Raw genomic sequence first — 18,136 nt, 5'->3', positions numbered from 1 at the left:
GATGCCACTGAGCGGTGACGACTGGGCGGCGATCCGGCTGACCCTGGAACTGGCGAGCCTGACCACGGCCCTGTTGCTGCTGGTGGGGACGCCCATCGCCTGGTGGCTCGCACGCACCCGGTCCTGGCTGAAGGGGCCCGTGGGGGCGGTGGTGGCGCTGCCGCTGGTGTTGCCACCCACGGTGATCGGTTTCTACCTCCTGGTGAGCATGGGGCCCAACGGTTTCATCGGCCAGTTCACCCAGTCGATCGGCCTGGGCACCTTGCCCTTCACCTTCGCCGGGCTGGTGGTGGGGTCGGTCTTCTATTCGCTGCCCTTCGTGGTGCAGCCGTTGCAGAACGCCTTCGAGGCCATGGGCCCGCGCCCGCTGGAGGTGGCGGCCACCTTGCGCGCCAGCCCCTGGGACAGCTTCGTCACCGTCGTGCTGCCGCTGGCCCGGCCGGGCTTCGTCACCGCGTCCATCCTCGGCTTCGCCCACACGGTGGGGGAGTTCGGCGTGGTGCTGATGATCGGCGGCAACATCCCGGAGAAGACCCGGGTGGTGTCGGTGCAGATCTTCGATCACGTCGAGGCCATGGAGTACGCCCAGGCCCACTGGCTGGCCGGTGGCATGGTGGTGTTCTCCTTCCTCATACTGCTGGCCCTGTATTCCAGCCGGCGCATGAAGCCGGGCTGGACCTGACTCCGAGGACCCCGCGGCATGAGTGACGACATACGTGCGCGCCTGTACCTGGCCTGGCCCGGCTTCCTGCTGGACGTCGACCTCGCGCTGCCCGGGCGCGGCGTCACCGCGCTGTTCGGCCATTCCGGCTCCGGCAAGACCAGCCTGCTGCGCTGCATCGCCGGCCTCGAGCGCAGCGCCCGTGGCCACCTGGAGGTCAATGGCGAGACCTGGCAGGACAGCGAGCGCGGGCTCTTCGTGCCCACCCACAAGCGTGCCCTGGGCTATGTGTTCCAGGAGGCGAGCCTGTTCGAGCACCTGTCGGTGCGGCGCAACCTGGAATACGGCGAGAAGCGCATCCCCGTTGCCGAACGCCGCGTGAAGCTGGCGCAGGCGGTGGAGCTGCTGGGCATCGGCCACCTGCTGGAGCGCATGCCGGCGCGCCTGTCCGGTGGCGAGCGCCAGCGCGTGGGCATGGCCCGGGCGCTGCTGACCAGCCCGCGCCTGCTGTTGATGGACGAGCCGCTGGCGGCCCTGGACGGCAAGCGCAAGGCGGAGATCCTGCCCTACCTGGAACGCCTGCACGACGAGCTGGATATCCCGGTGCTCTACGTCAGCCACTCGCCGGAGGAGGTGGCGCGGCTGGCCGATCACCTGGTGCTGATGGACGAGGGCCGCGTGCTGGGCAGCGGGCCGCTGGGCGAGACCCTGGCGCGGCTGGACCTGCCCACGGCGCTAAGTGATGACGCGGGGGTGGTGATCGAGGGGCGGGTGATCGGGCATGACGCCGACTACCAGTTGCTCACCCTCGGGCTGCCGGGCAGCGGGCTGAGCATGCGCGTGGCCCACGCCCCGGCGGAGGCGGGGCGGCGGGTGCGCTTCAAGGTGCAGGCCCGCGACGTCAGCCTGAGCCTGCAACGCCAGGCGGACAGCAGCATCCTCAACCTGTTGCCGGCGACGGTGTGCGAGGCGATCCCGGCGGACAACGCCGCCCATGTGCTGGTGCGCCTGGAGGTGGACGGCAACCCGCTGCTGGCGCGCATCACCCGCTATTCCCGCGACCAGCTCGGCCTGCACCCGGGCCAGCAGCTGTGGGCCCAGATCAAGTCGGTGGCGTTGCTGGCCTGAGGGGCTTCGCAGGGGGAGGGCGGTGTTCCGAGAGCCCGGCGGAACCTCGCGGATGATGGGTTTCGCTTCGCTCTACCCACCCTGCAAGTTGCGTTTCGAACTACGGCATCAGGCGCTGGCGCCGAACACCTTGGCCAGGTGCGCTTCGTAGCGGACGATGTCGCCTTCGATGTCGGGGCGCTTCATCACGTCGACGGCCAGGAAGGTAGGCAGGGCGGTCATGCCGAGGAACTGGTTGGCCTTGTGGAAGGGGAAGTAGACGGCGTCCACGCCCTTGGCCTCGAAGAAGTCGCTGGGGTCGTCGAAGGCCTGCTGCGGGGCGTTCCAGGTGGCGGAGATCATGTACTGCTTGCCCTGCAGCAGGCCGCCGCTGCCGTATTTCTGCGAGGCGTCGGAGCGGGTGCGGCCATCGTTGGCGTAGAGGCTGCCGTGGCCGGCGGTGAAGACTTCGTCGATGTACTTTTTCACGGTCCAGGGCGCGCCCATCCACCAGCCGGGCATCTGCCAGACGATGACGTCGGCCCAGAGGAACTTCTGCACTTCTTCGGCGGTGTCGTAGCCGCCGTCGATGAAGGTTTCCTTCACATCGAAGCCCGAGCGGTCGAGGTAGGCCAGGGCGGCTTCGTGCAGGGTGCGGTTGTAGCGGCCGTCGGAATGGGCGAACTGCTTGCCGCCGTTGAGCAGGAGGATCTTTTTCATGGCTGGGTGGCCTCGTGAGGTTCTCGATGGCCGGCAGGTTACCCGGGGCCGTACGCGGGAAAAACCGCTTGCGGGACAAATCGCCTTTGCGTGAAAAGCACGAATCGATAATCGACTCTTGCGATAGGCTGCGCCGCATTCCAGCAACCGGAGCGTCAGCCCATGAGCGATACCTGCGCCTTCATCCTCCATGCCCACCTGCGCCCGGAGAAAGCCGACGCGTTCGAGGCGCTGTTCCGCGCCTACGTCGAGCCCAGCCGCGCGGAGGCGGGTTGCATCGAGTACCACATGCTGCGCGATGCCCGCGACCCGACGCTGTTCATCTTCTTCGAGGTGTGGCGCTCGCGGGCGGACCTGGAGGCCCATTCGGCCCTGCCGCACATGAAGGCCTTCCACGAGCGGCGCATGGAGTTCCTGGTGCGGGACTTCGAGATCCGCGAGATCGAGATGCTCAGCGCGGCGGCGATGAAGGGGTGAGGTCCGGGTATCCCCTGGGCTGAATCCCAGGCTACAGCCCAGGCTACGACCGGGGCTGCGCCGTGCCGCTCAGGCTTCCTGGGCGCGGTAGGCGCCGGGGGTGAGGCCGGTCCATTTCTTGAAGGCGCGGTGGAAGGCCGAGGGCTCGGAGAAGCCCAGCTGTTCGGCGATGTCCTGGATGGACAGCTCGTCGCGGCCCAGGTGGTAGATCGCCAGGTCGCGGCGCAGGTGATCCTTGAGCTCCTGGAAGCTGGAGCCTTCCTCGCGCAGGTGCCGACGCAGGGTCTGCGGGCTGATGTGCAGCTGCTGCGCCACCGCTTCCAGGTCCGGCCAGGTGCGGCAGTCGCGGCCCAGCAGGCGGCGGATCTGGCTGGTGAGGCTGTCGCCGCCATCGGGGCGGGCCAGCAGGTCGGCGGGGGAGTGCTCGAGGAAGTGCTTGAGGGTGCGTTCGTCCTGCAGCAGCGGCATGGCCAGGTAGCGGGCGTTGAACAGCAGGCTGGTGCTGGGCGCATCGAAGCGGCGCTGGGTGGGGAACAGCAGTTCGTATTCGCCGACGTGCTCGGGCTCGGCATAGGCGAAGGTGGCTTCATCCAGGCGGATGCGCTGGCCGATCAGCCAGCTGCCGAGGCGGTGCCAGATCACCAGCAGGCTTTCCACGAGGAAGTGGTCCGGGTCCCAGAGGGTGGCGTCGTCCACCGTCAGGCGCACCGATTCGCCCTCGCGCTCCAGGAGGATGCGCGGCGCCTCGGGGAACAGGCCGTAGAACATCGCCCCTCGTCCCAGGGCCTTCTCCAGGCTGCGGCAGTGGATGATCGCGTGGCACATCATGGCGAAGGTGCCGCGCTTGCTGCGTTGGCGACCGAAGCCCATGTACTCGTCGTCCAGCGCCTCCCACAGCAACTGCATCAACCGGCTGAACTGCTCCGGGGCGACCCGGGCGCGGGGCTCTTCCAGCAGTGCCGCCTGGATGCCCGCGTGGCGCAGGATGGCGGCGCAATCCAGGCCATGGCGCTCGGGACCGCGCAGGGCGGCACGGACGAAATGACTGGCGATGGTGCGCTCGCGCATGGGGCGGCTTCCTGGTTCGGGGTGGCCGATGGTAGGGCGGGGCGCGAGGAGGCGACAAGGGGTGGGCGTGGCGGGAATCCCCCTGGCGCGTTGGCGGGAATCCGCCTGAAGAATTGTCCTACAGGCCCCCGGTGATTTCTGTAGGCCACGGCGCACTAAGCGTTGCGCGATCCGCTCCGGTTGGCACAGCCCTTGCGATAGGAGCACCGCCATCCATTGGTTTGGATCGCAGAACAACAAAGTCTCCCAGCAAGGGAGGTGATTGAGACCGGTGGTGCGCCTCTGTACGGAATCAGGCCCCGCACCACCCGAGAGGACCTGCCATGACCCGTCAACCCCTCTACAAAAGCCTTTATTTCCAGGTTCTGGTGGCCATCGCCATCGGCATCCTGGTCGGCCACTTCTACCCGCAGACCGGCGTCGCCCTGAAGCCGCTGGGCGACAGCTTCGTCAAGCTGATCAAGATGGCCATCGCGCCGATCATCTTCTGCACCGTGGTCACCGGCATCGCCGGCATGCAGAGCATGAAGGCCGTCGGCAAGACCGGTGGCTACGCGCTGCTGTATTTCGAGATCGTCTCCACCCTCGCGCTGCTGATCGGCCTGGTCGTGGTCAACGTGGTACAGCCCGGCGTCGGCATGCACGTCGACCCCACCACCCTGGACACCAAGGGCATCGCGGCCTACGCGGCGGCCGGCGAGAAGCAGTCCACCATCGACTTCCTGATGAACGTCATTCCGGGCACCGTGGTCGGCGCCTTCGCCAATGGCGACATCCTCCAGGTGCTGTTCTTCTCCGTGCTGTTCGGCTACGCGCTGCACCGCATGGGTGACTACGGCCGTCCGGTGTTCGAATTCATCGAGCGCATCTCCCAGGTGATGTTCAACATCATCAACGTGATCATGAAGGTCGCGCCCATCGGTGCCTTCGGTGCCATGGCCTTCACCATCGGCGCCTACGGCGTGGGCTCGTTGGTGCAGCTCGGCCAGCTGATGCTGTGCTTCTACATCACCTGCCTGCTGTTCGTGCTGATCGTGCTGGGCGGCATCGCCCGCGCCCATGGCTTCAGCATCCTCAAGTTCATCAAGTACATCCGCGAGGAACTGCTGATCGTGCTGGGCACCTCGTCCTCCGAGTCCGCCCTGCCGCGCATGATCGCCAAGATGGAAAAACTAGGTGCCAACAAGTCGGTCGTCGGCTTGGTGATCCCCACCGGTTATTCCTTCAACCTCGACGGCACCTCCATCTACCTGACCATGGCCGCGGTGTTCATCGCCCAGGCCACCGACACGCCGATGGACATCACCCACCAGATCACCCTGCTGCTGGTGCTGCTTATCGCCTCCAAGGGTGCCGCCGGCGTCACCGGTAGCGGCTTCATCGTCCTGGCCGCCACCCTCTCCGCCGTCGGCCACCTGCCCGTCGCGGGCCTGGCGCTGATCCTCGGCATCGACCGCTTCATGTCCGAAGCCCGCGCCCTGACCAACCTGGTCGGCAACGGCGTGGCGACCCTGGTCGTCGCCAAGTGGTGCAAGCAGCTGGACACCGACACCCTGGACCGCGAACTGGCCGGCAATGCCGCGCCACAGGTAGAAGCCCAGCGCGTCTGAACCCTGCAATTCTCTCCTCCCTCCCCACGGGGAGGAGATTTTCCAGGCCCGTCTCGTGACGGGCTTTTTTATGGGCGCAGGAAAGCCGCGTCAGTGGCGGGCGGGGCTGGCGTGCAGTTGCAGGCCGAGTGCCCTCAGCACCTTGAGGATGGTGCCGAACTCGGGATTGCCTTCGCCGGACAGTGCGCGGTACAGGCTCTCGCGCGAGAGGCCGGTGTCACGGGCGACCTGGGTCATGCCCTTGGCGCGGGCGAGGGTGCCGAGGGCCTTGGCGATGAAGGCGGGGTCGTCGCCGGCTTCCTCGATGCAGGCATCCAGGTAGTTGGCCATGTCTTCCTCGCTGCGCAGGTAGTCGGCGGAGTCCCAGCGGGAGAAGTCTTCAGTCATGGTGCTGCTCCTTCCAGGCTGCAGCGATGCGCCTGGCGTGTCTGATATCACGGTCCTGGCTGCCCTTGTCGCCGCCGCAGAGCAGGACGATGAGGACCTGGCCGCGTTGCAGGAAGTAAAGCCGGTAGCCCGGGCCGAAGTGGAGCCGGGCTTCGCTGAGCCCCTCGCCGATCGGGGCGACGTCCCCCAGGTGGCCGTCGGTCATGCGGTCGATGCGTGCCAGTATCCGGGCTCTGGCCTTGCCATCGCTCAGGTTGTTCAGCCAGGTGGCGAACGCCCTGCTCTGGAGGACCTCGATCATGTGGGTGATTGTAGCCTTTGGGCTACGGTCGTCAACGCGCTCCCGTCGCTCTGGGGGATGGCCGATTGGGTCAATCGACCCTGAGCGCTTGCGTCATTGAGCGTGCGGGCGGGCGCCGCCTACCCTGCGGAACGTTTTTTTCCAGGGAGACCCTCCGCATGCAGCGCATCCATTTCGAAACCGAACACAACCTGTTCCGCGACGCGTTCCGCGCCTTCCTGGAGAAGGAAGTGGTGCCGCACCAGGAGGCCTGGGAAGAGGCGGGCGTGGTGGACCGCGCCGTGTGGCGCAAGGCTGGCGAGATGGGCTTTTTGCTGCCCTGGGCGGACGAGGAGTACGGCGGCGCCGGGCTCAAGGACTTCCGCTACGAGCAGATCATGTGCGAGGAGCTGGCCCGCATCAACGAGCCGGGCTTCATGATCCCGCTGCATTCGGCGCTGTGCGGCCCCTACATCGCCGAATACGGCAACGCCGAACAGAAGGCGCGCTTTTTGCCGGGGATCATCAGCGGGGAGATCATCCTCGCGGTGGCCATGACCGAGCCTTCCGCCGGCTCCGACCTCGCCGGCATGCGCACCACCGCCGTGGACAAGGGCGATCACTACGAGCTGAACGGCTCCAAGGTGTTCATCTCCAACGGCCTGCTGGCGGATGTGGTGATAGTCGCGGCCAAGACCGACCCGGCCAACAAGCACGCCATGGGCCTGTTCCTGGTGGAGCGCGACATGCTCGGCTTCGAGCGCGGGCGCAACCTGAAGAAGCTGGGCATGAAGAGCCAGGACACCGCCGAGCTGTTCTTCAACAACGTCAAGGTGCCCAAGGAGAACCTGCTGGGCGATGCCAAGGGCGGCTTCTTCTATCTGATGAACATGCTCGCCCAGGAGCGCCTGACCAACGCCTGCGGCGCGGTGGCCGGGGCCGAGGCGGCATTGCAGGCCACCATCGACTACGTGAAGGAGCGCAAGGCCTTCGACCGGCCCGTCTCGCACTTCCAGAACACCCGCTTCAAGCTGGCCGAGATGCGCACCCAGATCGACGTCGCCCAGGTCTTCACCGACCGCTGCGTGATGGATCACAACCAGAAGAAACTCACCCCCGAGGTGGCCGCCGAGGCCAAGCTGTTCACCACCGAGCTGCTGTGCAAGGTGGTGGACGAGGGCGTGCAGCTGCACGGCGGCTGGGGCTACATGTGGGAATACCCGATCTGCAAGATGTACGCGAACGCGCGCATCCAGCGCATCTTCGCCGGCACCTCGGAGATCATGAAGGAGATCATCAGCCGCGGCATGAAGCTCTGAACCCCGGCCCGGCGCCCCGGGCCAGGCTAGAGTTCAGCCACTGTGTAGACATCAGGAGGCCACTGCCATGAATGCACCGCTGGGCGCCATCGACGCCTGGGCCCAACCTGCCAACGGCCGCGCCCGCGAGCTGTTGCCGGAGGTCGTCCGGCTGTTCGAGAAATCCGGTTCCGCGCACTTGCTCGACCAGCCGCTGACGCCCGAGCAGACGGTGGCGGAGATGGACCGCGCGGGCGTGGAGAAGCTCATGCTCGCCGCCTGGTGCAGGCCGGAGCGCTGGGTGTTCGACAACGATCTGGTGGCCGAGTACACCCGCGCCTTCCCCGAGCGTTTCGTCGGGGTCGCCACGGTGGACCTCGGCAAACCCCTGGCGGCGGTGCGCGAGCTGGAACGGGCGGTGCTGGAGCTGGGCTGCAAGGCGCTGCGCGTGGTGCCCTGGCTGTGGAAGCTGCCGCCCAACCACCGGCTCTATTACCCGCTCTATGTGAAGTGCATCGAGCTGGACATCCCCTTCTGCACCCAGGTGGGCCACACCGGCCCGCTGATGCCCTCGGAGACCGGCCGCCCGGTGCCCTACCTGGACGAGGTGGCGCTGGACTTCCCCGAACTGCGCATCGTCGCCGGGCACATCGGCCATCCCTGGACCGAGGAAATGATCGGCCTGGCCTGGAAGCACGACAACATCTACATCGACACCTCCGCCTACCTGCCGCGCTACTACCCCCAGGCGCTGCTGCAGTTCATGCGCAGCTACGGCCAGGACAAGGTGCTGTTCGGCAGCAACTTCCCGCAGCTCTCCCTTGAGCGCTGCATGGCCCAGGTGAAGGAGCTGGCGCTGCCGGCGGAGATCGAGGCGAAGTTCCTCCAGGGCAACGCCCGCCAGGTGTTCCGGCTGTGAGGCCGTGCAGTGGGCCCTCGCGTTCGCGAGGGTGACGGTGGGGCCGGGCGCCTGTGTTCCCCCGGCCGCGAGACGCTCCGATCACTACAAGAACAACAAGGAGGGTTGAAGGATGACCGACCAACTGCCGTTGCAGCGGCTCGCCCATTGGGTGGCCACCTCGCCGGACCGTGTCTGGCTCAGCCAGCCGGTGGAGCGCCAGTGGCATGACCTGACCTGGCGCCAGGCCGACGACCAGGCCCGGCGCCTGGCCAGCGCCTTGCGGGCATTGGGCTGCGCGCCTGGCGACCGGGTGGCGATCCTGGCGAAGAACTGCGCCGAGTGGATCATCAGCGACCTGGCGATCATGCTCGCGGGCCTGGTCAGCGTGCCGCTGTACCCGTTGCAGTCGGTGGAGAGCATCGACTACGTGCTGCGTCACTCGGCGTGCAAGGCGATCATCCTCGGCAAGCTCGACGAGGCCGGGAAGTTCGAGGCCGGCATTCCCGCCGAGGTCATCCGCATCGCCATGCCGTACCCGACCCTGGGCGCGCAGCACCCCTGGCACGCGCTGCTGGCCGCCCACGAGCCCCTGCGCGACGGGCATGTGCAGCGCCCGGACGATTTGCTCAGCATCCTCTACACCTCTGGCACCACCGGGCAGCCCAAGGGCGTGATGCAGCATGCCGAGGCCTTCGCCTTCGCCTCCAGCCGCTCGGTGGCGGAGATGGGGCTGGACGAGCGCGAGCAGTTCTTCTCCTACCTGCCGCTGTCCCATGCCGCCGAGCGCTTCCTGGTGGAAACCAACAGCCTGTATTGCGGGGGCGCCATCGCCTTCGTCGAATCCCTGGAGACCTTCGCCGCCGACCTCAAGCGGGTGCGGCCGACGGTATTCTTCTCCGTGCCGCGCCTGTGGACGCGCTTCCAGCAGGGCGTGCTGGAGAAGCTGCCCCAGGCGAGGCTCGACCGCCTGCTGCGCATCCCGCTGCTGGGCGCGCTGGTGGCGCGCAAGATCCGCCAGGGGCTGGGTCTGGACCGCGCGCGGGTGCTGGTCAGCGGCGCGGCGCCGATCCCGGTGGCGCTGCTGGAATGGTACCGGCGCATCGGCCTGACCCTCTGCGAGGGCTACGGCATGACCGAGAACTTCGCCTACGGCAACTTCAACCGGCCCGGCCAGGTGCGCTTCGGCAGCGTCGGGCGGGTGATGCCGGACAACGAGGTGCGCATCGCCGAGAACGGCGAGATCCTCTACCGCAGCCGGGCGCTGATGGCCGGCTATTACCTGGAACCGGAGAAGACCGCCGACGCGCTGCAGGCCGGCTGGCTGCACACCGGCGACAAGGGCGAGATCGATGCCGATGGCTACCTGCGCATCACCGGGCGGGTGAAGGACATCTTCAAGACCAGCAAGGGCAAGTACGTGGCGCCGGCACCCATCGAGGGCGAGATCGCCAAGAACCTCTGGGTCGAGCAGGTGTGCCTGATGGGCAACGGCCTGGACCAGCCGCTGGCGTTGATCGAGCTCAGCCCGGCGGCCCGCGCCGAGCCGCGCGGCAAGGTGGAAGCCGAGCTGACGGCGAGCCTGCAGGTGCTCAATGCCCAGCTGCTGCCCCATGAGCGCATCAGCCATTTCGTGCTGGTGCGCGAGAGCTGGACGGTGGATAACGGCTGCATGACGCCGACCATGAAGATCCGCCGCAACGTGCTGGAACAACGCTTCGCCGCAGTCGCCGCGTGCCTGGACGCACGCCAGCCGCTGCATTGGGAATGAACCGAACCGCTATGGAGTCGCCATGAAAGGCCCGCTCGCTTCGCTGAAGATCCTCGATTTCTCCACCCTGCTTCCGGGGCCTTTCGCCTCGCTGCTGCTGGCCGACATGGGCGCGGAGGTGCTGCGTGTCGAATCCCCCAGCCGCATGGACCTGGTGCGTGTGCTGCCGCCCCATGACGGCGGCACCTCCACCAGCCACGCCTACCTGAACCGCAACAAGCGCAGCATCGCCCTCGACCTCAAGCGTCCCGAGGCGGTGGAGGTGGTGCGCCAGCTGGTGGCCGAGTACGACATCGTGCTGGAGCAGTTCCGCCCCGGGGTGATGGACAAGCTCGGCGTGGGCTACGAGGCGCTGAAGGCGATCAACCCCAGGCTGATCTATGTCTCCATCACCGGCTACGGCCAGACCGGGCCCTATCGCGACCGTGCCGGCCACGACATCAACTACCTGGCCGTGGCCGGCATCGCCAGCTACACCGGGCGCCGGGAGAGCGGCCCGCTGCCCCTGGGCGTGCAGCTGGCGGATATCGCCGGCGGCTCGCTGCACGGGGTGATGGGCCTGCTGGCGGCGGTGATCCAGCGCCAGGCGACGGGGGAGGGGCAGCACGTGGACGTGAGCATGACCGACTGCGCCTTCAGCCTGCACGGCATGGCCGGCGCCGGTTACCTCGGTGCGGGCGTGGAGCCGGACATGGAGAACCAGGCGCTCAACGGCGGCAGCTTCTATGACTACTACCGCACCCGCGATGGCCGCTGGTTCTCGGTGGGCAGCCTGGAGCCGCAATTCATGCAACAGTTCTGCGCCGCCATCGGCCGGCCGGAGCTGGCTGCCCGCGGGCTGTCGCCCAAGCCGGAGGACCAGCGCGAGCTCAAGCGCGCCATCGAGATCGAGTTCGAGAAGCGCGACTTCGCCGAATGGAGCGAGCTGTTCGCTGCGCTGGATGCCTGTGTCGAGCCGATGCTGCCGCTTTCCGAGGCGGTGCGGCACCCACAGATCGAGGCGCGGGGCCTGGTCACCGAGGTGCCGCGCGAGGGGCTGCCGGCGCAACGGCAGATCGCCTGCCCGATCAAGTTCTCCACCGGCCTGCCGGCGCCGCGCCATGTGGGCGTCGCCGTGGGCGCCCACACCGCCGAGGTGCTGGCGGAACTGGGCTATACCGCCGAGCAGATCGCCGCGCTGAAAGCCGGCAAGGTGACGGGATAAAGAGGCTTCAAGCTTCAAGCTTCAAGCTTCAAGCGGACCTGTGCATCGGCGGGTTGCACCCGCCCTACGGGCTCCTGCCCGAGGTTCCGCCCTTACTCTTGCCGCTGTTCCCCACTGAACACCAGGGTCACCTTGCAGCGCCGGCAGTAGTAGCGGCGCCCGCGTGCCACCAGAGCGTGGCGCTGGGAGGAGAAGGGGTAGTCGCCGTCCGGGCAGGCGCAGCGGTAGAGGTAGCGGGTGACCTTGCGCCGCTTCACGTCATAGCTGTGGCAGCGGTTGGGCGGCAGCTCGTAGACGCCGCGCATGATCAGCTGCCACTCCTCGCCGTGGGGCTGGATACGGTGGCCGAACAACTGGTGGGCGACCAGGTGCGCCACTTCGTGGGCAACGGTCTGCTTGAGGAAATCTTCCTGGTTCTCGCGATACAGCTGCGGGTTGAAACGCAGCTTGTTCTCATCCAGGTGGGCGACGCCGGCCTTCTGGCCCCGCAACTTGAAGCTGACTTCGGGGCGGGGGAACCGGCGTTGGAAAAAAGCTTCCGCCTGCTGGTAGCAGGCTTCGACGCGCGCGTGTAGCAGCTCGGGCATAGAGGGCACTCCAGGGCCCGCGATTATGCCGCAAAGCTGCCACCGGTCGAATCGTTCTCCTGCCGAGCGGTCGTCACGCGCCGTGCTAGACGTATTCCGGCGTCAGGTACAGGTGCCAGTGCAGGATCACCGACACCAGCACGTTGACCATCACCAGCAGCCCCACCGCCCAGATGGACGAGGCGTAGAGAAAGCTCTGTTCCTGTTTCAGGCGCATGAACACCGGGACTCCGACGAACAGCAGGAAGGTCGAGTAGGCACCGGCGAGCAGCAGCACGGCCACCGCCAGCCAGCGGCTGGGGTAGAGGCCGGCGATCCCGGCGATGAACAGCGGGGTGGCGGTATAGGCGATGAAGCCCACGCATTCGTTGAAGCCGGGGCGGGTCTCGAAGGCGCGCGCCATCCAGCGCACGAAGCCGCCCATCAGCAGGACGCCGAACACGGTGGCGAGGTACAGGGCGACGCTCAGTTGCAGGGCGCTGCCGGAGGCGAGCCGCACCACCTCGTCCTCGGCCAGGCTCCAGCCGACCACGGTGGTGCCCATGTAGAGACTGAGCGCCGGGACGATCGATAGCAGCAGGAGGTGCACCAGGTAATGCAGGCTGTTGCGCGTCTCGTCCTGGCGGATTTCCTGCCAGGCGCGTTCCGGCTGGGTGAAGAGGGTCAATAGATGCGGGGCCATGGCTGTTCTCCTTGGGCGCACGGGCGCTGTCGCAGGGGGCTCAAGGAGTTAGAGGGCCGGGGAGGGGAGGGTTTCAACTATTTGGCCGACCGGCAAACGAAGAGGCCGCCCCTGGGGCGGCCTCCGTCCTGCGGTTGAAGGGATCAGCGGATGTACACCGGCCCCACACCCATGCCCCAGAGGATGACTGAGGCGGCGATCATCGCCACCAGCACCACCAGGCCTACCGCCAGCACCGAGCTGGAGAACAGGAAGCCTTCGTCCGTGGGGATGTTCATGAAGGTCGGAATGCCCACATAGAGCAGGTAGACCGTGTAGCAGATGGCCGCCGTGCCGATGATCATGCCGAGCCAGAGGTGCGGGTAGAGCGCCGCGAGGCCGCCGATGAACAGCGGGGTGGCGCAGTACGCGGCGAACACGACGCATTCGGTGAAGCTCGGCGAGGCATCGTAGGTGCGCGCCATCCAGTGGATGAAGGCGCCCATCACGGCGACGCCGGCGAGCATGGCGAGGTAGGAGAGGATGGTCATCTGCATCGCGCTGGACTGCGTGAGCATGACCGGATCGCCCTTGCCGATGGCCCAGCCGACCTGGGTGGTGCCTATATAGGCGGACACTACGGGAATGGCAGCGAGTACCAGGATATGGGTCAGGTACATGTGGCTGATGCTTTCTTCCTCGCCACGGATTTCCTGCCATTCCTGATCGGGATGGGTGAAGAGCCCCCAAACGTGGTGGATCATTCTGAACACCTCCTCATTATTATGAGGTCGCCCCCCAGCGAAGCGCCGGGTACGCGTAGCCAGCGTCATCCGGTGCTCGGCCGACACATGCGACCTTGTGTCGCAGTATAGGTCCAGGCTGGGGCCCGCGCCTGCCGTGGCTTTAGAGCAAATCAGACTTAATGCTCAGCGGTAATAGCGCTGAAGTATTTCCATCGCCTTGTTGATCGACTGGATGCGCTCGGTGCTGCCGCCGCGATCGGGATGATGCTGGCCTACCAGTTGGCGGTAGCGGCGCTTGATCACCCCGAGGTCGAGCGCTTCGTCGCCCTCGACCAGCTCGAACAGCTCCAGGGCGGCGAGCTTCTCGTCCCCGCCCTGCATGCGCGTCCAGAAGCTGGCGAGCAGCTTCTCGACATCCCGCTCGGTGGTGTCGCGCAGGTGACGGGTGTCCAGGTAGTAGGTGCGCAGCGGGTCGTGCTCGGTGAGCGCATCGCTGCCCGCTGCGTAGGGCAGCAGGCGGATGCTCAGCGGGCTGATGGCGAGGAAGGCGCTGCCTTCGGCCCAGAGGCGGTCGCGCAATAGATAGAGGGCGTTGAAGAGCAGGAAATGGGTACGGAACAGCACCAGGCGGTCGGCCAGATCCAGGTGGGGGATGTGGGTGGAGTGGCCGGCCTTGAGGCGCTGGATCAGCTCGAATTCGCCGATGCCGTCCGGCGCCTGGCGCAGGAGCACCAGCAATTGGTCGACGAGGTCGAGGGAGGGGTCTAGTTCGTTGTTCATCGGGCGCAGGCTAGCACAGCGAAACTGAGGGCTGGGGTGGCGCGCGCTTTGTGCGTAAAATAGTCAGCTTTTCGCACCCCTCCCCGGATTCCAGAGCACCATGGGCACCCTTTCGGTCAACCAGAACAAACTGCAGAAACGCATCCGTCGCCTCGCCGGCGAAGCCATCGCCGACTTCAACATGATCGAGGACGGCGACAAGGTCATGGTCTGCCTGTCCGGCGGCAAGGACAGCTACACCATGCTCGACGTCCTGCTGTACCTGCAGAAGGTCGCGCCGATCAAGTTCGAGATCGTCGCCGTGAACATGGACCAGAAGCAGCCGGGCTTCCCCGAGCACGTGCTGCCGGCCTACCTGGAGTCCATCGGCGTCGAGTACCACATCGTCGAGAAGGACACCTATTCGGTGGTGAAGGAGAAGATCCCGGAAGGCAAGACCACCTGCTCGCTGTGCTCGCGCCTGCGCCGGGGCACGCTCTACACCTTCGCCGACGAGATCGGCGCGACCAAGATGGCCCTCGGTCACCACCGCGACGACATCCTGGAAACCTTCTTCCTCAACATGTTCTACGGCGGCACGCTCAAGGCCATGCCGCCGAAGCTGCGCGCCGATGACGGCCGCAACGTGGTGATCCGCCCGCTGGCGTACTGCAACGAGGCCGATATCGAGGCCTACTCGCAGCTCAAGGAATTCCCGATCATCCCGTGCAACCTCTGCGGCTCGCAGGAGAACCTGCAGCGCCAGGTGGTCAAGGAGATGCTCCAGGAATGGGAGCGCAAATCGCCAGGCCGTACCGAGATCATGTTCCGCGCCCTGCAGAACGTGGTGCCCTCGCAACTGGCCGATCGCAACCTGTTCGACTTCGCCAATCTGCGCATCGACGAAAGCGCCGCGCCGCGCACCCTGGACGTCGTCAATATCTGAAGCGGAGCTGGAAGCCGAGAGCCTGAAGCCGGAAGGTTTCAAGCTTCAAGCTTCAAGCTTCAAGCTTCAAGCTTCAAGCTTTCTAGCCAAGGCCCTTTTTATGCGTGACTACCGCTGGCTCCACGAGTATTGCCTCAACCGCTTCGGCTCGGCCGAGGCCCTGGAGGCGCGCCTGCCGCAGCCGCGCAGCGATGCCGAGCTGCGCGAGCTGGCCGATGACCGCTACCTGTCGCTGCTGGCCCTGCGGGTGTTCCGTGCCGGGCTCAAGCACAGCCTGGTGGACGCCAAGTGGCCGGCCTTCGAGGAGGTGTTCTTCGGCTTCGACCCGGAGAAGGTGGTGCTGATGGGCGCCGAGCACCTGGAGCGGCTGATGCAGGATGCGCGGTTGATCCGCCACCTGGGCAAGCTCAAGAGCGTGCCGCGCAACGCCCAGTTCATCCTCGACGTGCGCCGTGAGAAGGGGAGCTTCGGTGCGCTGATCGCCGATTGGCCGGTGGCCGATATCGTCGGCCTGTGGAAGTACCTGGCCAGGCACGGCAGCCAGCTGGGCGGGTTGTCGGCGCCGCGCTTCCTGCGCATGGTCGGCAAGGACACCTTCATCCCCACCGACGACATGGTCGCTGCGCTCAAGGCCCAGGAGATCATCGACAAGGCGCCCACCAGCCTGCGCGATCTCGCCCAGGTGCAGGCCGCCTTCAACCGCTGGCACGAGGAAAGCGGCAGGCCGCTGTGCCAGCTCTCGGTGATGCTGGCCCATACCGTCAACCACTGATCCCGTTTCGCGAGGCAGGAGGCTTCCATGGAGCATTCGTCGGACATCGCCCGGGTCGCCGCTGAGCTGAAGCGGGCCGAACGCATCCTCATCATCACGGGGGCCGGCCTTTCTGCGGATTCCGGCCTGCCTACCTACCGAGGGCTCGGCGGTCTCTACAATGGCATGACGGAGGAGGGCATCCCGATCGAGGAGGCCATCTCCGGCCCCATGCTGCGGCGGGACCCGGCCCTGTGCTGGAAGTACCTCGCCCAACTCGGGCGCGCCTGCCTCGGCGCACGCCCCAATGCCGGGCACGCAGCCATCGCGCAATTGCAGCGGCTGAAGCCGGAATGCTGGGTGCTGACGCAGAACATCGACGGCTATCACCGCCAGGCGGGCTCGCCGCCGGAGCGGCTGATCGAGATCCATGGCGAGTTGTCGCCGCTGTTCTGCCAGTCGTGCGGCGCCGAGAGCGACCAACTGTCGCAGCACCTGGAACGGCCTTTGCCTCCCAAATGCACGGTGTGCGGTGGTATCCTCCGGCCTCCCGTCGTCCTGTTCGAGGAAATGCTCCCCGAAAAGGCCATCGACACCCTCTACGCGCAACTGCGCAAGGGCTTCGATGCGGTGCTGGCCGTAGGCACCACGGCGAGCTTCCCTTACATCATCGAACCGGTGATGCGCACCTGCCAGCAAGGCGGCTTCACGGCGGAAATCAACCCCGCCAGCACTGATCTCGCCCGCTCGGTCGACGTACATCTGAAGGGAAAGGCCTTAGATGTTTTGCAGGAACTACTGAGTCACATTTCGATCGATTAAATTTGCAAATTAGATCGATAGAGGGCATATTCGCGCCTTCTTATAATTTTCGACACGGTCGTGCCCATGCTCAGTCGCTTCGCACCCCTCGTGCCTATCACGTTTGCACTGTTTCTCACCGCTTGCGCCGGCGTCTCGACGAAGCCGCAAGTCGCCGCCACTCCGGAGCCCCAGGCCGCCATCGAAGAGCCGAGCGTCCAGGACATGGCGGACATGATGGACGACGAGCCCTACCAGCTGCCGTCCCTCGCCGACAACGTACTGGAGCGTGGCTTCGAGCTGGTGGGCACCCCCTACCGCTTCGGTGGCCGTTCCCTGAAGACCGGTTTCGATTGCAGCGGCTTCGTCGGCTACCTGTTCAAGGAAGAGGCGGGCATCCAGCTGCCGCGCTCCACCCGCGAAATGATCAACCTCGATGCGCCGGTCATCGCGCGCAGCGAGCTGAAGCCGGGCGACATCGTCTTCTTCAACAACCGTGGCCGTGGCCGCGTCAGCCACGCCGGCATCTATATCGGTGACGACCAGTTCATCCACTCCTCCAGCCATCGCAGCGGCGGTGTGCGGGTCGACAGCCTGGATGACCGCTACTGGAGCGCCAGCTACATGGAAGCCAAGCGCGTCCTGGCGCAGGTTTCCCCATCGATGAACGCCTCGGCGCAAGGCTCGATGCACCGCTGATCGCGTTCCTGATTCACCCATCGGCCCGGACCCTGTTCCGGGCCGATTCGTTTCCGCCTTCCTCTATATAGGCCCGGGTTGCCGCCCAAGCGCAGCGGCGATGGCTTTTTGCTTGCATTATTCGAGCGGTATCAGCACATTAGCGAGCAAACCTCAAGTCAGGACTGACTTGCCATGCCCGCCTTGCACCGTCTCGCCCTCATCGCGCTGCTCGCCCTGCTCGGTGCCTGCTCCAGCCATGCGCCGGCTCCCGCTCCCGTCTACACCCCGCCCGTGGTCCAGGCGCCGTCCTCACCAGCGGCCGATGACGTGCTGTTCCGTGCCCTCGGCCTGGTGGGCACCCCCTACCGCTACGGTGGCAACACCCCGGACAGCGGCTTCGACTGCAGCGGCCTGATCGGCTACGTCTACCGCGACGCCGCCGGTATCAGCCTGCCGCGTTCCACCCGCGAGCTCATCGCCATGCGCGTGCCGACCATCGGCATGAACGCCCTGCAGAGCGGCGACCTGGTGTTCTTCGCCACCAATGGTGGCGGCCAGGTCAGCCACGCCGGCATCTACGTGGGCGAGGGGCGCTTCGTCCACGCGCCGTCCAGCGGCGGAACGGTACGCCTCGACAGCCTGTCCAACAGCTACTGGCAGAAAAGCTACCTGAACGCCAAGCGCGTGCTGCTCGACTCGCACCTGGCGAGCACGCCCTGAGAG

The 18,136-nt window shown here is 66.4% G+C and carries 21 protein-coding genes; 13 read left to right on the top strand and 8 right to left on the bottom strand.

All coding sequences use genetic code 11. The features are described 5' to 3' along the window. The first annotated feature begins 1 nt into the window (after window position 1). Entirely contained in the window at window positions 2–682 is a 681-nt protein-coding gene (gene modB / locus ACYJSS_RS25240) for a molybdate ABC transporter permease subunit (RefSeq protein ID WP_111264696.1), read from the top strand. A gap of 18 nt (window positions 683–700) precedes the next feature. Continuing rightward, a complete protein-coding gene (gene modC, locus ACYJSS_RS25235) occupies window positions 701–1,789 on the top strand; it encodes a molybdenum ABC transporter ATP-binding protein (RefSeq protein ID WP_236205683.1) in 1,089 nt (362 codons plus the stop codon). 108 nt (window positions 1,790–1,897) lie between these two features. Here the strand turns inward: modC and ACYJSS_RS25230 are convergent, their stop codons facing one another. Beyond that, window positions 1,898–2,488: an NAD(P)H-dependent oxidoreductase gene (locus ACYJSS_RS25230; RefSeq protein WP_236205684.1), complete on the bottom strand. Its 591-nt coding sequence runs from the start codon at window positions 2,486–2,488 to the stop codon at window positions 1,898–1,900. 162 nt (window positions 2,489–2,650) lie between these two features. Between ACYJSS_RS25230 and ACYJSS_RS25225 the strand changes: the two genes are divergently transcribed. Beyond that, a complete protein-coding gene (locus ACYJSS_RS25225) occupies window positions 2,651–2,965 on the top strand; it encodes a putative quinol monooxygenase (RefSeq protein ID WP_111264693.1) in 315 nt (104 codons plus the stop codon). A 69-nt stretch (window positions 2,966–3,034) separates the two neighbouring features. On the opposite strand, the gene ACYJSS_RS25220 is transcribed toward ACYJSS_RS25225, so the two are convergent. Beyond that, window positions 3,035–4,033, bottom strand: coding sequence for an AraC family transcriptional regulator (locus ACYJSS_RS25220; RefSeq protein WP_111264692.1), 999 nt, complete (start codon window positions 4,031–4,033; stop codon window positions 3,035–3,037). Window positions 4,034–4,356: 323 nt separating this feature from the next. Here ACYJSS_RS25220 and ACYJSS_RS25215 point away from each other — a divergent pair, with 323 nt between their 5' ends. After that, on the top strand, window positions 4,357–5,643 hold the full coding sequence (locus ACYJSS_RS25215) for a dicarboxylate/amino acid:cation symporter (RefSeq protein ID WP_111262038.1): 1,287 nt from the start codon (window positions 4,357–4,359) through the stop codon (window positions 5,641–5,643). A 90-nt stretch (window positions 5,644–5,733) separates the two neighbouring features. Here the strand turns inward: ACYJSS_RS25215 and ACYJSS_RS25210 are convergent, their stop codons facing one another. Together ACYJSS_RS25210 and ACYJSS_RS25205 are read right to left on the bottom strand one after the other, a co-directional pair. Next, window positions 5,734–6,030, bottom strand: coding sequence for an addiction module antidote protein (locus ACYJSS_RS25210; RefSeq protein WP_173177962.1), 297 nt, complete (start codon window positions 6,028–6,030; stop codon window positions 5,734–5,736). Then, a complete protein-coding gene (locus tag ACYJSS_RS25205; protein ID WP_236205685.1) occupies window positions 6,023–6,331 on the bottom strand; it encodes a type II toxin-antitoxin system RelE/ParE family toxin in 309 nt (102 codons plus the stop codon). The genes ACYJSS_RS25210 and ACYJSS_RS25205 overlap by 8 nt, the downstream gene beginning before the upstream one ends. A 158-nt stretch (window positions 6,332–6,489) precedes the next feature. On the opposite strand from ACYJSS_RS25205, the gene ACYJSS_RS25200 reads away from it, so the two are divergent. The 4 genes from ACYJSS_RS25200 to ACYJSS_RS25185 all read left to right on the top strand — a co-directional run bounded on the left by ACYJSS_RS25200 (window position 6,490) and on the right by ACYJSS_RS25185 (window position 11,481). Beyond that, complete coding sequence (locus tag ACYJSS_RS25200) at window positions 6,490–7,629, top strand: acyl-CoA dehydrogenase family protein (protein WP_236205686.1); 1,140 nt, start codon at window positions 6,490–6,492, stop codon at window positions 7,627–7,629. Between the two features lie 67 nt (window positions 7,630–7,696). After that, a complete protein-coding gene (locus ACYJSS_RS25195) occupies window positions 7,697–8,527 on the top strand; it encodes an amidohydrolase family protein (protein WP_236205687.1) in 831 nt (276 codons plus the stop codon). Between the two features lie 112 nt (window positions 8,528–8,639). Further along, window positions 8,640–10,277 (top strand): AMP-binding protein, encoded by a 1,638-nt coding sequence (locus ACYJSS_RS25190; RefSeq protein ID WP_111262041.1) that lies wholly within the window; start codon window positions 8,640–8,642, stop codon window positions 10,275–10,277. A 22-nt stretch (window positions 10,278–10,299) separates the two neighbouring features. Beyond that, window positions 10,300–11,481, top strand: coding sequence for a CaiB/BaiF CoA transferase family protein (locus tag ACYJSS_RS25185; RefSeq protein WP_236205688.1), 1,182 nt, complete (start codon window positions 10,300–10,302; stop codon window positions 11,479–11,481). A 92-nt stretch (window positions 11,482–11,573) separates the two neighbouring features. Here the strand turns inward: ACYJSS_RS25185 and ACYJSS_RS25180 are convergent, their stop codons facing one another. The 4 genes from ACYJSS_RS25180 to ACYJSS_RS25165 form a co-directional block, all read right to left on the bottom strand. Then, entirely contained in the window at window positions 11,574–12,068 is a 495-nt protein-coding gene (locus tag ACYJSS_RS25180) for a SprT family zinc-dependent metalloprotease (protein ID WP_111262043.1), read from the bottom strand. Window positions 12,069–12,153: 85 nt separating this feature from the next. Next, the gene (locus tag ACYJSS_RS25175; RefSeq protein WP_236205689.1) at window positions 12,154–12,750 is read right to left on the bottom strand and encodes a Yip1 family protein; all 597 of its coding nucleotides are present in this window, start codon (window positions 12,748–12,750) and stop codon (window positions 12,154–12,156) included. Between the two features lie 143 nt (window positions 12,751–12,893). Further along, a complete protein-coding gene (locus ACYJSS_RS25170; protein WP_111262045.1) occupies window positions 12,894–13,493 on the bottom strand; it encodes a Yip1 family protein in 600 nt (199 codons plus the stop codon). Window positions 13,494–13,658: 165 nt separating this feature from the next. Then, the gene (locus ACYJSS_RS25165) at window positions 13,659–14,255 is read right to left on the bottom strand and encodes a DNA-J related domain-containing protein (protein ID WP_236205690.1); all 597 of its coding nucleotides are present in this window, start codon (window positions 14,253–14,255) and stop codon (window positions 13,659–13,661) included. Window positions 14,256–14,355: 100 nt separating this feature from the next. On the opposite strand from ACYJSS_RS25165, the gene ttcA reads away from it, so the two are divergent. The 5 genes from ttcA (at window position 14,356) to ACYJSS_RS25140 (ending at window position 18,133) form a co-directional block, all read left to right on the top strand. Further along, a complete protein-coding gene (gene ttcA, locus ACYJSS_RS25160) occupies window positions 14,356–15,180 on the top strand; it encodes a tRNA 2-thiocytidine(32) synthetase TtcA (protein ID WP_111262047.1) in 825 nt (274 codons plus the stop codon). Between the two features lie 100 nt (window positions 15,181–15,280). Continuing rightward, on the top strand, window positions 15,281–15,952 hold the full coding sequence (locus ACYJSS_RS25155; protein WP_236205692.1) for a DNA-3-methyladenine glycosylase I: 672 nt from the start codon (window positions 15,281–15,283) through the stop codon (window positions 15,950–15,952). A gap of 27 nt (window positions 15,953–15,979) precedes the next feature. Further along, entirely contained in the window at window positions 15,980–16,753 is a 774-nt protein-coding gene (locus tag ACYJSS_RS25150; protein ID WP_111262049.1) for an NAD-dependent deacylase, read from the top strand. Window positions 16,754–16,819: 66 nt separating this feature from the next. After that, window positions 16,820–17,431: a C40 family peptidase gene (locus tag ACYJSS_RS25145; protein WP_236205693.1), complete on the top strand. Its 612-nt coding sequence runs from the start codon at window positions 16,820–16,822 to the stop codon at window positions 17,429–17,431. Between the two features lie 174 nt (window positions 17,432–17,605). Then, window positions 17,606–18,133, top strand: coding sequence for a C40 family peptidase (locus ACYJSS_RS25140; protein WP_111262051.1), 528 nt, complete (start codon window positions 17,606–17,608; stop codon window positions 18,131–18,133). Window positions 18,134–18,136 lie beyond the last annotated feature (3 nt).

The sequence above is a fragment of the Pseudomonas sp. No.21 genome (assembly GCF_054558415.1).
This window is presented reverse-complemented; position numbering and strand designations above follow the sequence as displayed.

Coding starts and splice junctions, on each gene's coding strand:
- modB (WP_111264696.1), top strand. CDS start 2: ATGCCACTGAGCGGTGACGACTGGGCGGCGATCCGGCTGACCCTGGAA.
- modC (WP_236205683.1), top strand. CDS start 701: ATGAGTGACGACATACGTGCGCGCCTGTACCTGGCCTGGCCCGGCTTC.
- ACYJSS_RS25230 (WP_236205684.1), bottom strand. CDS start 2,488: ATGAAAAAGATCCTCCTGCTCAACGGCGGCAAGCAGTTCGCCCATTCC.
- ACYJSS_RS25225 (WP_111264693.1), top strand. CDS start 2,651: ATGAGCGATACCTGCGCCTTCATCCTCCATGCCCACCTGCGCCCGGAG.
- ACYJSS_RS25220 (WP_111264692.1), bottom strand. CDS start 4,033: ATGCGCGAGCGCACCATCGCCAGTCATTTCGTCCGTGCCGCCCTGCGC.
- ACYJSS_RS25215 (WP_111262038.1), top strand. CDS start 4,357: ATGACCCGTCAACCCCTCTACAAAAGCCTTTATTTCCAGGTTCTGGTG.
- ACYJSS_RS25210 (WP_173177962.1), bottom strand. CDS start 6,030: ATGACTGAAGACTTCTCCCGCTGGGACTCCGCCGACTACCTGCGCAGC.
- ACYJSS_RS25205 (WP_236205685.1), bottom strand. CDS start 6,331: ATGATCGAGGTCCTCCAGAGCAGGGCGTTCGCCACCTGGCTGAACAAC.
- ACYJSS_RS25200 (WP_236205686.1), top strand. CDS start 6,490: ATGCAGCGCATCCATTTCGAAACCGAACACAACCTGTTCCGCGACGCG.
- ACYJSS_RS25195 (WP_236205687.1), top strand. CDS start 7,697: ATGAATGCACCGCTGGGCGCCATCGACGCCTGGGCCCAACCTGCCAAC.
- ACYJSS_RS25190 (WP_111262041.1), top strand. CDS start 8,640: ATGACCGACCAACTGCCGTTGCAGCGGCTCGCCCATTGGGTGGCCACC.
- ACYJSS_RS25185 (WP_236205688.1), top strand. CDS start 10,300: ATGAAAGGCCCGCTCGCTTCGCTGAAGATCCTCGATTTCTCCACCCTG.
- ACYJSS_RS25180 (WP_111262043.1), bottom strand. CDS start 12,068: ATGCCCGAGCTGCTACACGCGCGCGTCGAAGCCTGCTACCAGCAGGCG.
- ACYJSS_RS25175 (WP_236205689.1), bottom strand. CDS start 12,750: ATGGCCCCGCATCTATTGACCCTCTTCACCCAGCCGGAACGCGCCTGG.
- ACYJSS_RS25170 (WP_111262045.1), bottom strand. CDS start 13,493: ATGATCCACCACGTTTGGGGGCTCTTCACCCATCCCGATCAGGAATGG.
- ACYJSS_RS25165 (WP_236205690.1), bottom strand. CDS start 14,255: ATGAACAACGAACTAGACCCCTCCCTCGACCTCGTCGACCAATTGCTG.
- ttcA (WP_111262047.1), top strand. CDS start 14,356: ATGGGCACCCTTTCGGTCAACCAGAACAAACTGCAGAAACGCATCCGT.
- ACYJSS_RS25155 (WP_236205692.1), top strand. CDS start 15,281: ATGCGTGACTACCGCTGGCTCCACGAGTATTGCCTCAACCGCTTCGGC.
- ACYJSS_RS25150 (WP_111262049.1), top strand. CDS start 15,980: ATGGAGCATTCGTCGGACATCGCCCGGGTCGCCGCTGAGCTGAAGCGG.
- ACYJSS_RS25145 (WP_236205693.1), top strand. CDS start 16,820: ATGCTCAGTCGCTTCGCACCCCTCGTGCCTATCACGTTTGCACTGTTT.
- ACYJSS_RS25140 (WP_111262051.1), top strand. CDS start 17,606: ATGCCCGCCTTGCACCGTCTCGCCCTCATCGCGCTGCTCGCCCTGCTC.